General features: G+C 72.4%; 14 protein-coding genes. 8 read left to right on the forward strand and 6 right to left on the reverse strand.

What is annotated here, in order from left to right; genetic code table 11:
- Positions 1–212: 212 nt before the first annotated feature.
- The 3 genes from KIK06_RS26560 (at position 213) to KIK06_RS26570 (ending at position 2874) form a co-directional block, all read left to right on the forward strand.
- The gene (locus KIK06_RS26560) at positions 213–935 is read left to right on the forward strand and encodes a methyltransferase (RefSeq protein ID WP_268645566.1); all 723 of its coding nucleotides are present in this window, start codon (positions 213–215) and stop codon (positions 933–935) included.
- A complete protein-coding gene (locus tag KIK06_RS26565) occupies positions 932–1723 on the forward strand; it encodes a Rossmann-like domain-containing protein (protein WP_268645567.1) in 792 nt (263 codons plus the stop codon). Before KIK06_RS26560 ends, KIK06_RS26565 begins: the two co-directional genes overlap by 4 nt.
- Positions 1724–1851: 128 nt before the next feature.
- Positions 1852–2874, forward strand: coding sequence for a pyridoxal-phosphate dependent enzyme (locus tag KIK06_RS26570; protein WP_268645568.1), 1023 nt, complete (start codon positions 1852–1854; stop codon positions 2872–2874).
- 118 nt (positions 2875–2992) lie between these two features.
- On the opposite strand, the gene KIK06_RS26575 is transcribed toward KIK06_RS26570, so the two are convergent.
- From KIK06_RS26575 to KIK06_RS26590, 4 genes are all read right to left on the reverse strand, one after another.
- Positions 2993–4000: an ABC transporter substrate-binding protein gene (locus tag KIK06_RS26575; protein ID WP_268645569.1), complete on the reverse strand. Its 1008-nt coding sequence runs from the start codon at positions 3998–4000 to the stop codon at positions 2993–2995.
- The gene (locus KIK06_RS26580) at positions 3997–4788 is read right to left on the reverse strand and encodes an ABC transporter ATP-binding protein (RefSeq protein ID WP_017598481.1); all 792 of its coding nucleotides are present in this window, start codon (positions 4786–4788) and stop codon (positions 3997–3999) included. Before KIK06_RS26580 ends, KIK06_RS26575 begins: the two co-directional genes overlap by 4 nt.
- Entirely contained in the window at positions 4788–5900 is a 1113-nt protein-coding gene (locus KIK06_RS26585) for a FecCD family ABC transporter permease (RefSeq protein ID WP_017598482.1), read from the reverse strand. Before KIK06_RS26585 ends, KIK06_RS26580 begins: the two co-directional genes overlap by 1 nt.
- Before the next feature lie 249 nt (positions 5901–6149).
- Positions 6150–6485: a hypothetical protein gene (locus tag KIK06_RS26590; protein ID WP_268645570.1), complete on the reverse strand. Its 336-nt coding sequence runs from the start codon at positions 6483–6485 to the stop codon at positions 6150–6152.
- Between the two features lie 225 nt (positions 6486–6710).
- Between KIK06_RS26590 and KIK06_RS26595 the strand changes: the two genes are divergently transcribed.
- Together KIK06_RS26595 and KIK06_RS26600 are read left to right on the forward strand one after the other, a co-directional pair.
- Positions 6711–7754: a glycine amidinotransferase gene (locus KIK06_RS26595; protein ID WP_268645571.1), complete on the forward strand. Its 1044-nt coding sequence runs from the start codon at positions 6711–6713 to the stop codon at positions 7752–7754.
- Positions 7755–7882: 128 nt separating this feature from the next.
- Positions 7883–8584, forward strand: a complete 702-nt coding sequence (locus KIK06_RS26600) for a CBS domain-containing protein (protein WP_017598484.1) — start codon at positions 7883–7885, stop codon at positions 8582–8584.
- A gap of 52 nt (positions 8585–8636) precedes the next feature.
- On the opposite strand, the gene KIK06_RS26605 is transcribed toward KIK06_RS26600, so the two are convergent.
- Positions 8637–9575 (reverse strand): amidohydrolase family protein, encoded by a 939-nt coding sequence (locus KIK06_RS26605; protein WP_268645572.1) that lies wholly within the window; start codon positions 9573–9575, stop codon positions 8637–8639.
- A 99-nt stretch (positions 9576–9674) separates the two neighbouring features.
- Between KIK06_RS26605 and KIK06_RS26610 the strand changes: the two genes are divergently transcribed.
- Positions 9675–10571 (forward strand): phosphorothioated DNA-binding restriction endonuclease, encoded by an 897-nt coding sequence (locus KIK06_RS26610; RefSeq protein WP_268645573.1) that lies wholly within the window; start codon positions 9675–9677, stop codon positions 10569–10571.
- Between the two features lie 7 nt (positions 10572–10578).
- Here KIK06_RS26610 and KIK06_RS26615 read toward each other — a convergent pair whose 3' ends face one another.
- The gene (locus tag KIK06_RS26615) at positions 10579–10923 is read right to left on the reverse strand and encodes a BP74-related protein (RefSeq protein WP_017598487.1); all 345 of its coding nucleotides are present in this window, start codon (positions 10921–10923) and stop codon (positions 10579–10581) included.
- 268 nt (positions 10924–11191) lie between these two features.
- On the opposite strand from KIK06_RS26615, the gene KIK06_RS26620 reads away from it, so the two are divergent.
- A complete protein-coding gene (locus KIK06_RS26620) occupies positions 11192–12148 on the forward strand; it encodes a cation diffusion facilitator family transporter (RefSeq protein ID WP_026127579.1) in 957 nt (318 codons plus the stop codon).
- Positions 12149–12342: 194 nt separating this feature from the next.
- A complete protein-coding gene (locus tag KIK06_RS26625; protein ID WP_268645574.1) occupies positions 12343–13104 on the forward strand; it encodes an STAS/SEC14 domain-containing protein in 762 nt (253 codons plus the stop codon).
- The last annotated feature ends 18 nt before the right edge of the window (positions 13105–13122 follow it).

Consider the following 13122-nt stretch of genomic DNA (forward strand, 5'->3'; position numbering starts at 1 on the left):
GTCGGGCCGCCCCCGCGTCCCGAGGCCGACACCGTTCCCGGGGCGGTGTGCCTCCGCGGCGGGTCGATCGACGGCGTCCCGAACGGTGGTTCCCGACACTCTTTGATGACAATGGTTATCGTTTTCATTAAGATAGCGCACGACCTCCGGAACCCGGACGCCCCGCGCCCCCTTCGCGTCCGCGTGCCACATCCGCCCCAGGAAGGACCCCTGTGGACCGCTCCCTCGTGACCGAGCTGCCCCCGCCACTGCCCGCCGAGCGGATCCTCGCCGTCAATCCGCCCAGGAACGACCTGCGCACCACCCGCTCCTACACCTGGAACGGCTGGGACTTCGAGGTGCCGCCCGGGGTCTTCCTGCCCGGCGGAACCAGCCGGATGATCCACCAGCGCCTCCTGGACGACGACATCGACGTGCGCGGCCGCCGCTACGCCGCCATGGGCGTCGGTCTCGGCGTGGAGGCCGTCGCCGCCGGGGCCCGCGGGGCCGGTGAGGTCCACGCGATCGACGTACACGCCCCCAGCGTCGAGGCCACCGCCCGCAACTTCGACCGCGTCCTCGACGGCGGCACCACCACCCGGCTCGTGCCCTGGGTCAGCGACATGTTCGCGGGCCTGCCCGACGACGCCCGCTTCGACGTGGTCACCTTCAACCCACCCGCCGTCAGCCATCCCACCAGCATCGACCCCGACGTCGTGCGCAACGTCTGCGTCGGCGCGTCGATCACCGCGACGTTCTTCACCCAACTGCGCGAGCGCCCCCTCCTGGCCCCGGACGCCGAGGTCTACCTCATCGCCTCCAACACCGCCGACCTGCGCCGCATCGTCGCCCACGCCGAGGGCTCCGGCTTCTCCGGCGAGGTCCACCACCGCCACGACTGGGGCGACGGAGTCCTGACCTACCTGTTCCGCTTCCGGGAGGACGAGCGCCGGTGACCCTCGACGACCTCTTCCGCGACGCCCTCGGCCAGGTCGGCGACACCGCGGCCACCAGCGTCTTCTGGCTGCACCACGGCACCCGCCTGACCGGGAGCGGCACCACCTACCTCAACCGGTACGTCGCCGTCCGCGTCGGCGGGGCCTTCGGGGCCTGCGCCTTCGAGGACGGTCAGATCCCGCCGGACCTGTGCCGCGAGGCCTCCGGCGCGCCCCTGGCCGACCTGCTGGCCGAGGGCCCGCTGCCCCTGCGGACCGCCGCCCTCGACGCCCACCTCGGCCACACCCGCCCGCACCGCGACGACCCCCGCGCCGAGCCGGTCACCCTGCCCGCCGGGACGCCCGAACAACGCGCCGCCGCCCGCGACGCCGCCGTCGCCGAGCTCGCCCCCGTCACCGAGGGAGCCAGGATCGCCCTCATCGGCGTCGTCAACCCCCTCGTGGCCGCGATCCGCGAGCGCGGCGGCCAGTGCCTGCCCTGCGACCTCAACCTGCGCACCACCCGGTGGGGCGACCCGATCACGGAGTCGATGGCGGAGGTGGTCGACGCCGCCGACGCCGTCGTGGCCACCGGCATGACCCTCGGCAACGGCACGTTCGACGAACTCCTCGCGCGCTGCCGCGAGCGCGACATCCCGCTGTACGTCTACGCCCAGAGCGCGAGCGCCGTCGCCCGCGCCTTCCTCGGGCACGGGGTCGCCGGGGTCTGCGCCGAACCCTTCCCGTTCTCCCAGTTCAGCGCCGACCCCACCACGCTCTACCGCTACCGGGCCACCGGCACGGCCTGAGGCCGCTCCGGCCCCCGAACAGGGCGGGCGCGCGCCCTCGTCCCTCCCGCGCGCCCGCCCACCCGTCAGCCACTCCCAGCGGATGGCCTCCGCCCGCACGACCCCCCACCTCACCAAGGAGAACGACCGTGGACGAGCACGTGTCCGAAGCGATCGGCCGCCCCGACCTCATCGACCTCGGCGGCGGCCTCCTGTGCCTGCGGTTCGAGACCCTCAAGGTGGTCTCGGCCCTGGCCGCGGTCCGCCGCCTCATCGAGACCGGGGCCGTCCGGCCCGGCGACACCGTGATCGACAGCTCCAGCGGTGTCTACGCCCACGCCCTCGCGCTGGCCTGTCACAGGTACGGGTTGCGCTGCCGCATCATCGGCTCCACCACCGTGGACCGCACCCTGCGCGCGCAACTGGAGATCCTGGGCGTCCACCTGGAGCAGATGGAGTCCACCGACGACCTCGGACTCGACCAGAACCGCCGGGTGCGCCGCGTCCGGGAGATCCTCGCCGCGAACCCCGACCACCACTGGATGCGCCAGTACCACGACCCCGTCCACTACCTGGGGTACCGCGAGGTCGCCGAGACGATCCGCCGCGAGGCGGGCGGCGGTGGCCTCACGCTCGTGTGCGGCGTCGGGACCGGTGCCTCCAGCGGGGCGATCGGCACCTACCTCCGCGAGAGTGACCCGGACACCCGCGTCGTGGGCGTGCAGCCGTTCGGCAGCGTCACCTTCGCCAGCGACGGCGTGCCCGACCGGGACATCATCATCGCGGGCATCGGCAGCGCCATCCCCTTCGGCAACGTCGACCACACCCTCTACGACACCGTGCACTGGACCGGATTCGAGGCGGCCCTGGCCGGGACGGTCGACCTGCTCCGGCGGCACGCCGTGTTCGCGGGACTCTCCAGCGGCGCCGCCTACCTGGCCGCGCGGTGGGAGCTCGAGCTCGACCCCGGCCGGACGGTGGTGTTCGTCGCCGCCGACACCGGACACCGGTACACCGACTCGGTGTTCGCCCGGCACCGGGAGGCCGAGGCGGTCGAGGACCTCAAGCCGCTGGACGTCGCCGACACCTCCGAACTCGAGCTCCCCTGGGCGCGCATGGAGTGGCGTCGGGCCGGGGCGCCGCGCCAGGCCCAGTTCGACCGCACCGCCTGAGCCACCCCCCACCACGAACGGGCCCCGTGCGGATCGTCTCCGCACGGGGCCGTGTCCTCGTGGTCCCGCGCTTGGCCTCGGACCGGACGGCAACCCCCTGAGGTCACCGTTCAGGACCTCAGGAGTCCAGTTCGCGCAGGTACTCGGCGAAGCCCTCCAGGCCGTCGATGTTGCGCGGGCTGGAGATGCCCTCGTTGTAGTCGAGGATGTAGAAGTCGTCGTTCTGGACCGCGGGGAGGTCGGCGGTGGCCTCGTACTCCCGCAGGAACTCGATCTTGTCCTCGGCGGGCTGGTCCCCGTAGTCGAAGATGATGATCACCTCCGGCTGCGCCTCCACGACGGCCTCCCATCCCACCTGGGTCCACCGCTCGTCCAGGTCGCCGAAGACGTTCTCACCCCCCGCGAACTCGATGATGTCGTTCGCGGGAACCTGGCTCGCCGCCGTGAACGGCTGGTCGGTGCCCGAGTCGTAGAGGAACACCGGAACCGGGTCGCCCCCGGGGGCCTGCTCCCGGACGGCCTCGACCCGCTCCCGGTACTCGGTGACGAGCTCCTCGGCCCGCTCCTCGACACCGAAGATCCGGCCCAGCCGCTCCAGGTCGGTGTACAGACCCTCGAACGGGGTGTGGCGCTCGGGGAAGTTCGGGTAGTTGTAGCAGGACTCGGCGTGCATGAAGCTCTGGATGCCCAGCCCGTCGAGGATCTCGGGGGTGATCCCGCGCTCGTCGCTGAAGCCGGACTGCCACCCGGCGAGCACGAAGTCCGCCTCGGCGTCCACCACCAGTTCCCGGTTGAGCAGGTCGTCGCTGAGGAACTCCACCCGCTCGTACTCGGCGGCCCAGGGGGACTCCGAGACCGGCGGGTTGGCGGGCGGCAGGACGTAGCCGTGCACGTGGTCGGTCAGGCCCAGCGCGAACATCTTGTCCGCGCTGCCGCCCTCGTAGACCACCGCGCGCCGCGGCGTCGTGTACTCGACCTCCTCGCCGCAGCGGTTGACCGTGACGGTCGCGGCGGCGTCCTCGGCGTCCTCGGCGCCCTCGACCTGGGCTCCGCAGCCCGCGGTCAGCAGCGCGAGGGCGCCGAGCGCGGCGGCGGCGCGCGGCGGTCGGCCGAATCGGTGGCTCATGTGGTGCCTTCCTCTGGTGTGTCGGGGTTGAGGGTGTAGAGGAGCTGGGGGTCTCCGGTCAGGGGGTGGGGGACGACCGTGGCGGCCACGCCGAAGACCCGCTCGACCAGCTCGGGGACGAGGACCTCCCGGGGGGTTCCGGAGGCGACCAGGCGGCCCTCGGACAGCACACCGATGCGGTCGCAGACCGCGGCGGCCAGATTGAGGTCGTGCAGGACGAGCAGAACGGTGATCCCGGCGCTCCGCACGAGCGACAGCAGGCCGATCTGGTGCCGCACGTCGAGGTGGTTGGTCGGCTCGTCCAGGACGAGGACCCGCGGTTCCTGCACCAGGCAGCGCGCGACGAGGACGCGTTGGCGCTCGCCGCCGGACAGCGAGAGCACGCCCCGGTCGGCGAGGTGGGCGACGTCCATGCGCTCCATCGCCGCCCGGCACAGCCCCCGCTCGCGCGCGTCCAACGGCCGGTTGCCCCGCACGTGCGGGGTGCGGCCCAGCGCGACGATCTCGGCGACGGTGAAGTCCAGGTCGCTGCCGCCCTCCTGGGTGAGCGCGGCGACCGACCGGGCGCTCTCGCGCAGGCTCAGTCCACTCAGGTCCCGCCCGTCCAGCCACACCGTGCCGCGCGAGGGCCGCAGCGCCCGGTAGACGCAGCGCAACGCGGTCGACTTGCCCGACCCGTTGGGGCCGACCAGCCCCACGACACGGCCCTCGGGCACCTCCAGTGACAGTTCGCGCACCAGTTCCGTGCCGCCGACGGCGACCGACATCCCGTCCATACGCAGTTCCATCAGCGGCCTCCGAACAGGTAGCCCCTGCGGCGCAGCAGGAGGATGAACACGGGGACGCCGACCAGCGCGGTGATGAAGCCCAGGGGCAGCTCGCGCGGGGCGGCGACCACCCGCGCCACCAGGTCGACCCAGACCATGAACACCGCGCCGACCAGCGGCGCGACCGCCAGCACCCGGCGGTGGCCCGCGCCGACGACGATGCGCACGACGTGCGGGACGACCAGGCCGACGAATCCGATCGCGCCGCTCACCGCGACCATCGCGCCGGTCATCAGGGCGGTGATGAGGAACAGGCCCCGGCGCAGGCGGTCGGTGTCCACACCCAGGCTGGCGGCGGTCTCGTCGCCGAGGGTCATGACGTCCAGGCGGCGGCTGGCCGAGACGAGCAGGGCGATCCCGGCGAGCACGATCGCCGTGACCAGCGGCAGGGAGCCCCACGTCGCCGCGCCGAAGCTGCCCATCGTCCAGAACAGGACGGTGCTGGTGGCCTCGTTTCCGGGGACGAAGTAGACGATCACCCCCATGACCGCCTGGAAGCCGAAGGACAGCGCGACGCCCGTGAGGACCAGGCGCAGCGGCGTGATGCCGCCGGCCGACAGCGACGCGAGGTAGACGAGCACCGTGCCGCCCAGCGCGCCCAGGAAGGCGCCCGCCGAGACCGCGTAGACGCCCAGGGAGCCCAGGACACCGAAGACACCCACCGCGACGGCGCCGACCGACGCCCCCGACGAGACGCCCAGGACGAACGGGTCGGCCAGCGGGTTGCGGACCAGCGCCTGGACGGCCGCGCCGACGGCGCCCAGTCCCGCGCCGACGGTCGCGGCGAGCAGAACCCGGGGCGTGCGCAGCTGCCAGGTGATCTGGTACCGCGTGACCTCGTCGGCGCCGATCAGGTCACCGGTGGTGCCCGCCCACAGGTAGCGGAGGGTGTCGGTCGGGGCGATCACCGCCGACCCCAGGCCGATGGCGAGCACGGCGGAGACGGCCAGCAGGACGGACAGCGCGGCGACCGTCCAGGCGGTGCCCGGGAGGCCGCGGGGGGTCCGCGGGGGCGGGGGAGCGCCGACGGGCGGCGGCGGGGCGGTCGGGGGCGAGGATGCGGTCCGCGCCACGGGGCGCACCTTCCTTCTCGGGACGGGGGAACGGGCGGCGGCGGGGGACCGCGCCGGGGTTCGCGGGGGCGTCGTGACGGGCGGGAGAAGGGGGCGAGGGCGGTCCTCTCCCCAGGACAGGGGGCGAAGCCGGATAGACAATGAAAATGATAATCATTCTGTCAAGCTCCAGGTGAGCGGAGTCCCCGGAGTCGGCGGCGGCCGCGCGCGGACGCTCGCCGTGCGTGGCCGCCGCCGGTTCTCCCGCCGCTACTCCAGGTCGATGACCTCGAAGGACAGCGCGCCCTGGATCCTCACGACGTCCCCGGGCAGCGCCTTGCGGCCGATCGGATGATGGCAGTCGGGCGACGCGTAGAAGCGCAGGAGCCCGTCGGTGCGGTTCTTGGCCCGCTCGGCGGAGGGCAGGCCGGGAAACACCTGCGGGATGTCGTGGCAACCCTCGGCGGGGTCGGCGGCCGCAGTGACGGGTTCGTTCGCGAGGCCGTGCTTGAAGAGGACGACGCCCTCGGCGGCGTGGGCGGGTGCGGTGAACAACGGCAGCGCCACCGCGGCAGTGGCGGCGGTGACGGCGAGGCGCTTCAACACGTTCGGGTGCTCCAGTCGTGCTCGACGGGCGAGATATTGCCAAACGTCCCCATTCAATGACCGAGAGCGACAAGAGTGGGCGGGCAACGCCGATCGAGTGCCGTGTCTTTGCCTGAGCGGGAGTGGCGCCGAAGTCGCACTCCGTCGTGGATCGCGTTCCCGGGGTGATTGGCGCCCCCGTGCGGAGGGCAGACCCGTAGCGGTACCGACCGTGGGGGAGCCGCCGTGCCGTCACCGCTCAACAGCTACGACGAGTGGTCGCCGCTCAGGGAGATCGTGGTCGGCCGGGGTGAGCACCACCCCGCCCACGACCCGGACATCTCCTTCCGGCGCTTCTACCACGACGAACTTCTCGGGCAGGAGGGCGGGACCGACTGGAGCGGGACCTCCCGGCGCCTGCCCGGACGCTACGTCGACGAACTGGTCGAGGACCTGGAGGAGCTCGCCACCACCCTGCGGGGCCTGGGCGTCACCGTGCACCGCCCCGACCCCCTGCCCGAGGGCGCGGAGTTCGCGACTCCCTCCTGGCGGGCGACGATGCTGCCCGCGCTCAACGTCCGCGACCAGACGCTGGTCCTGGGCGACGAGGCCATCGAGACCCCGCCGCAGCTGAGGGCCAGGTACTTCGAGCCGGAACTGATGAAGCCCGTGCTGGGGGACTACTTCCGCCGCGGTGCGCGGTGGACGGTGATGCCCCGGCCGGTGCTGGGAGGGGCATCCCCCGCCGCGGGTGAGGAGATGACGTTCGACGCGGCCCAGTGTGTGCGCCTGGGCCGGGACGTCCTCGTGAACGTGTCCACGCCGGGCAACGCCCTGGCCCTGGAGTGGCTGCGCCGCCACCTGGGGGACCGGTTCCGCCTCCACCGGGTCGACCGGTTGTGCGACTACCACCTGGACACCACCGTCCTGGCACTGCGACCGGGAACCCTCCTCGTGCGCGACCCCGGGGTCGCCGGGCGGCTCCCCGAGGCGCTGCGGCGGTGGCAAATGATCTTCCCGCCCGAACCGGAGGAGGGGGGCTTCCCCGAGCCTCCGCCGGGCGTACCCCTGCTCACCAGCCGCTACATCGACCTGAACGTGCTGTCGGTCGACCCCGACACGGTGATCGTCAACGCGCTGTGGCCCAAGCTCATGGTGTGCCTGGAGTCGCACGGGTTCACGGTCGTGCCGGTCCGACACCGCCACCGGCGGCTGTTCGGAGGCGGGTTCCACTGCGTCACCCTGGACACCGTCCGCGAGGGATCCGAGCCCCTCGACCACCTCGCCTGACCCGGGTGCCGGTCAGGAACGGTCACCCCTGGCCGGATCGGGTTCCGGGAGTAGCCTGGAAGGGGACTCGACGGCCGCGCGCCCGTGTTCACCCGGGTCGGCGGCCCGACGGACGAGGGGGGTCCGCGATGAGTACGGTCCGCGGTGTCATGACGTCCCAGGTCGTCGCCGTCACGGAGGACGCCGGTTACCGGGAGGTCCTCGAAGCGCTGGTCGACCACCACGTGAGCGCGCTGCCCGTCACCGACGCCGAGGGGCGTGTGGTCGGGGTGGTGTCGGAGGAGGACCTGCTCCACAAGGAGGAGTTCAAGGGCGGTGACTACGTGCCGCCGCCGAGGGCGCGCCTGCGGGCGCACCTGGGCGTCGGCGGAGCGGCGCGGGACAAGGCCAGAGCCACGAGCGCGGCCGAACTCATGACGCGGCCCGCCGTGACGGTGGGGCCTGACAACAGTGTGGTCGAGGCGGCTCGGCTGATGGAGCGGCGCGGCGTCAAGCACCTTCCGGTCGTGGACGGGGAGAAGCGCCTGGTCGGGATCGTGAGCCGGTCCGACCTGCTGCGGGTGTTCCTGCGCGGGGACTCCGACATCGCCGACGAGGTGCGCGGTGAGATCGCCGAGGTCATGAACCGGGCGCGCGACGAGGATCCGACCGCGACGGTGACCGACGGAGTGGTCCATCTCACCGGGACCGTGCGGCTGCGCAGCGAGGCCCAGGAGCTGGTCCGCCGCGCCCAGCGGGTGGAGGGCGTGGTGTCCGTCGACTCCAGCGTCGACTGGCACGTCGACGACATCGTCCCCGAACACGTCCGCTGGCGCTCCGTGACGCCGTGACCCCGGACCCGCCCGTCGGAGGAGGCGCCCGCCCGCGGCGGGAACGGCTTCCTCACGCCGGTCCGGCGCGGTTGGCGGGCGGGTTCCAGGACGCCAGTCCGAACAGCCGCGCGGCGTTGTCGTGGCAGACCGCGCGCAGCCACTCCGTTCCCAGTCCGGTGGCCTCCAGCGCGTCGAGCGCGTCGGCGTAGCGGTAGGGGATGTTCGGGAAGTCCGTCCCGAGCAGGACCCTCCCGCCCAGGTCCGCCAGCCGGGGCAGCGCGGCGCGCGGGAACGGCGCCATGTCCTCGATGAACGGGGTGAACGCCATCGTGGTGTCCAACATGACGTGCGTGTGACGCTCCGCCAGGGAGAGGAAGTCCTCGTACTCGGGCGCCCCCAGGTGCGCGACGACCAGCCGCAGCCCCGGGTGGCGGTCCAGGACGGCGCCGATCGGGCCCGGGCCGGTGAAGGCCCCCGGAACCGGACCGGAACCGCAGTGGGTCACGACCGGCGTTCCGGCCTCGGCCAGCAGCCCCCACACCGGCTCCAGGACCGGGTCGGTCGGATCGAATCCGCCGACCTGGAGGTGGCACTTGAACACCCGAGCGCCCTGGTCGAGGGCGCGCCGCACGTCGTCGCGGGCACTCGGCTCGGCGAAGAAGGTGGCCGTGTGCAGACAGTCGGGGGTCCGCTCGGCGAACTCCGCCGCCCAGTCGTTGAGCCAGTGCGCCATGCCGGGCCGGTGCGGGTACAGCATCGACGTGAACGCGCGGACGCCGAAGCCCCGCAGCGTCTCCACCCGCTGCTCCTCCTCCTGGCGGTAGGTGATGGGCCAGGGCCGTCCCACGAGCGGACCCGCCTGGTCGAAGTGGGCCCACACCTTCGCCAGGACCCGCTCGGGCATGAAGTGGGTGTGCACGTCCACCAGGGCGGTCAACCCGAGCGACCGGCGCAGCGCCGCGACCCTCTCCCGGTCGTCGGCGGCCCGCCGCTCCTGTTCCGTGCGCATACCGGCTCCCCCTTCGTTCCTCCTGTCGGGCGACGACGATGCCACACCGACCCCGGACCGCCGCAGGGATGGTCCCGGGCCACGCGCTAGGGTCGCGGGATGGACTGGATCGACCGGGTCGCGGGGATGAGGCGTTGGACCCGCAACGGTTACCGCGCCCCCCACAAACCCCTCCTGCTGCTCTACGCGCTCGGCCACCACCAGCGCCACGGCGCTCGCCCGATCCCCTACAGCGAGGCCGAGCGGCAGCTGGCCCACCTCCTCCGGGAGTTCGGCCCGCCCCGGCGGACGTCGCCCGCCTACCCTTTCCACCACCTGACCAGCGACGGTCTGTGGCGGGTCACCACCGTGGACGGTCGGAAGTGCGACGCCGACACCGCCACGGGGCTGCGGAACGAGAGCGCGCGCGGGGGCCTGAGCCCGGAGTTCTCCACCGCCCTGTCGCGGGACCCCGGCCTGACCGTCCGTATCGCGCGCTACCTGCTCGACGCGAACTTCGAGCCCTCCCTGCACGCGGAGATCTGCGTGCTCGCCGGACTCGACCTGGATACCGGGGCCGTCCGGACCGATGACGTCCGCCTCGTCGCGGGACACCGTGACCCCCGCTTCCGCGACCTGGTCCTGGACGCCTACGACCACCGGTGCGCCTTCTGCGGCTACGACGGGTGGATCGACGGCGGTCCCGTGGCACTGGAGGCCGCACACGTGCGTTGGTGGGCGCTCGGCGGCCCCGACGACCTCACCAACGGCCTGTGCCTGTGCTCGATCCACCACCGGCTGTTCGACAGGGGCGTCCTCGGCCTCTCACGCGACCACACCGTCGCCGTCTCCACCCGGTTCAAGGGACGGTCCCGGGCCTCGGAGCGGCTCGTGTCCTCCCTGGAGGGGCAGCCGCTGAACCGCCCCGGGGGCACGGACCCGGCGGTCGAACCCGACCACGTCGACTGGCACGGCCGCGAGGTCTTTCGCGGCGACCACCCGACTCTCGCCACGTAGTCCGGGGTCAGCCGACCTCGCGGACGACCGTGGCCCGCCACGGGCACCAGATCGATCCGGGAAGGAAGCCGTCGCCGACGACGTCCAGGTGCTCGCCGACATAGGACGGATGGGAGTCGCACACCTCGATCTCCCGCTGGAAGAAGGAGATGCTGGCGGGATCGAGGTGGAAGTCCCAGGCGGGGTTGTAGTCCACCCGTGCCTTGACGATCACGCCCTTGACGTTGACCCGCCTGGTCTCCTCCCCCGAGACGATCCTGCGCGCGTGGGCGATCCGCTTCCCGTTGGTCAGCTTGAAGACGAACTCGCTGTGCCCGGGGTACTGGAAGGCGAAGTAGGCGGTGTCGGCCATGGGGAGCCCCTCGGATACGTGGATACGGTCGGGTCCGTCACCGGGAGGCGCTGAGCGTACGCGGGGCGGACGCCGGTCAGAACACTACACCGGGCGACACGGTGAATGCCGAGGGTGTCTGTTTCTCGGCGGTGCGCCGCTCGTGCGCCGCGGTGGCCGGACCCGGCCAGAGGACGGCACCCGTTCACCTCCGGTATGACCTGCGGTATCCGGCATCGCTAGGATGCGACCCGGACTGAACGGGAAAATCCAGAGAGACGAGAGCACAGTGGCTGCTGAAGGAAGTACCAAGGCCGTCGTCGTGGCGTTGGGGGCGAACCTCGGGATCGCCGCCACCAAGTTCGTGGCGTTCCTCCTCACGGGCTCCTCGTCCATGCTGGCGGAGTCCATCCACTCCGTCGCCGACTCCGGCAACCAGGGCCTGCTCCTCCTCGGAGGTAGGCGCGCCAAGCGCGACGCCACCTCCGCGCACCCCTTCGGCTACGGCCGCGAGCGCTATATCTACGCCTTCCTCGTCGCGATCGTGCTCTTCAGCGTCGGCGGCCTGTTCGCGCTCTACGAGGCCTGGCACAAGATCTCCGACCCGCACCCGATCGAGGACTGGCGCTGGGTCCCGATCGCCGTGCTGGGCGTCGCCATCATCCTGGAGTCGATGGCCATGCGCACGGCCATCAAGGAGTCCAACGCCGTTCGGGGCGAGGCCGGCTGGGTCGACTTCATCCGCCGGTCCAAGTCACCCGAACTGCCGGTCATCCTCCTGGAGGACGCGGGCGCCCTCCTCGGACTGGTGTTCGCGCTCACCGGTGTCAGCCTGACCCTCATCACCGGCAACGGCATCTGGGACGGCCTGGGCACCGCCGCGATCGGCCTCCTGCTCGTCGCGATCGCCGTCGTCCTGGCCGTCGAGATGAAGAGCCTCCTGGTCGGCGAGTCCGCCACCGAGGAGCACGTGCGCGAGATCGAGCGCGCCATCGCCGGGACCGAGGACATCGACTCCGTCATCCACATGCGCACCATGCACCTGGGGCCGGAGGAGCTGCTGGTGGCCGCCAAGGTGGAGGTCGACGGAGAGGACGACGCCGCTCGGGTCGCCCGCGCCATCGACGCGGCCGAGGCGCGCGTCCGGGAGACCGTCCCGATCGCCAGGCTCATCTACATCGAGCCCGACCTCAGGCGCTCCCTCCAGGCCGCCGAGGGGGCCGCCGCCTCCCCGGCCGACGAGTAGCCCTCGCCCTTCCGACCACGTCCCGCGCCCGAAGCCCCGTGCTCCGGGCGCGGTGTCCTGCGCCCACCCTCCGGCCCGCCCGGAGCGCACTCCGCGTGTACCCGGTGACGACCCGGGGTAGATCAGGTACGGCACCCCGCCCGTCCTCCCTCGTCCTGACCGAACCGCGTGACGGCTGTGAAGAGGAGAGGACCATGCTGGAACGGATCCCGGACGCGCCCGCCGGAGTCGACGCCCTGAAGGCCGTCGGCGACGTCACCAAGGACGACTACGAGACGGTGATCGACCCGATCGTCGACGAGGCCCGGCGCGAGGGGCGCCGCATCCGCATGCTCTGCGAGTTCGGCCCGGAGTTCGACTCCTTCACCCCCGGGGCCGCCTGGGAGGACCTCAAGGTCGGGATGGGCGCCATGCGGCTCTTCGAGGGCTGTGCGGTCGTCACCGACACCGGGTGGATCCGTGAGGCGACCCGCCTCGGACGCTTCCTGGCACCGTGCCCGGTGCGCGTCTTCGACGTCGACGACCGGGACGACGCCCTCCGCTGGCTGGCCTCCCTGCCCGAGGGGCCGGGCCTGTCCCACCGCCTCGATCCCCGCTCCCGGGTCCTGGTGGCCGAGGTCGAGGCGCCGCTGCGGGTCCAGGACTTCGACGCGCTGGCGCAGACGGCGGACACCTGGCTCGACACGCACGATGAGCTGGCCGGAATCGTCATCCACACCCGCGGCTTCCCCGGCTGGGAGAACATCGCGAGCCTCCTGCGCCATGTGCGCTTCGTCCGCGACCACCACCGACGGGTCCGCAGGGTGGCGCTGGCGGCGGACAGCGGGCTCGCCGGCCTGATGCCCCGTCTGGCCGATCACTTCGTCCGGGCCGAGCTGCGGCACTTCGACTACGACGACCTCGACGACGCCGTCGCCTGGGCCGCGGGCCCGCGGAAACCGGCCGACGGCGACTGAGGAACGCCCGGAGGCCCC

The organism is Nocardiopsis sp. EMB25 (assembly GCF_026797795.1).
In the GTDB taxonomy this organism is placed as follows: Bacteria; Actinomycetota; Actinomycetes; order Streptosporangiales; family Streptosporangiaceae; genus Nocardiopsis; species Nocardiopsis lucentensis.